The sequence below is a fragment of the Sphingomonas sp. CCH9-E2 genome (assembly GCF_001557215.1).
Classification (GTDB): Bacteria; Pseudomonadota; Alphaproteobacteria; order Sphingomonadales; family Sphingomonadaceae; genus Sphingomonas.
The window spans coordinates 1-717 of the sequence record NZ_LSJM01000254.1; the positions used below are offsets into that span (position 1 = coordinate 1).

Here is a 717-nt window from a genome sequence, read left to right on the forward strand (position 1 = left end):
GCCATCCGCGGGCCTGGTATCGGAACAACAAGCTCAACGAGAACCTGGTCGCCTGGAACGACAATCCAGCTTCCAAACCTGCGGAGGCGGGCCATCAACCCGCCGCGGCAGGCGATGGGATGGCCGGCATGGATCGCGGGGCTGTGGACCATAGCAGCATGGACCATGCAGCCATGGGGCACGGACCTGGCGGGGCGGACATGGCGATGGCCAGCCACGGTGTACACGGCGATCACATGGCCATAATGGACCGCGACGAGCGCCGCGCGCGCTGGGCGCTTTACGCAAACATCGGTCTGGGTCTGTGGCTCGCCTCGAGCCCGCTCATCTACGACTCGGTGACCACGGAGAGTGTCGGCGCGGCGGCACGCTTCGTCACCGTCGATCGCGGTCTGCCTTCAGTCGAATGGCGCGCAAGCGCACTGGCGATCAGCGATCTCCTCAGCGGTCTAGCGATTGCGCTGTTCGGTGCCCTGTCGCTCTCATCCCGGACCAAGACGTGGGCGCAGTGGGCGGTGGCGTTCGTCGGCATCTGGCTGTTCTTCGCCCCGTTGATCTTCTGGAGCCCGAGCGCCGCGCAGTACAACAACAACCTGCTCGTCGGCTCGGCCGTGATCGCGTTGTCGGTGCTCGTGCCGATGATGCCGGGCATGAGCATGGCCGGCATGATGGACCCCAAGAACATCCCGCCTGGCTGGACCTATTCGCCGTCCACTG

1 protein-coding gene is annotated in these 717 nt (G+C 65.6%); it reads left to right on the forward strand.

What is annotated here, in order from left to right; genetic code table 11:
• On the forward strand, positions 1-717 hold a 717-nt coding region (locus AX681_RS11815; RefSeq protein WP_443026345.1), incomplete at both ends, for an SPW repeat domain-containing protein.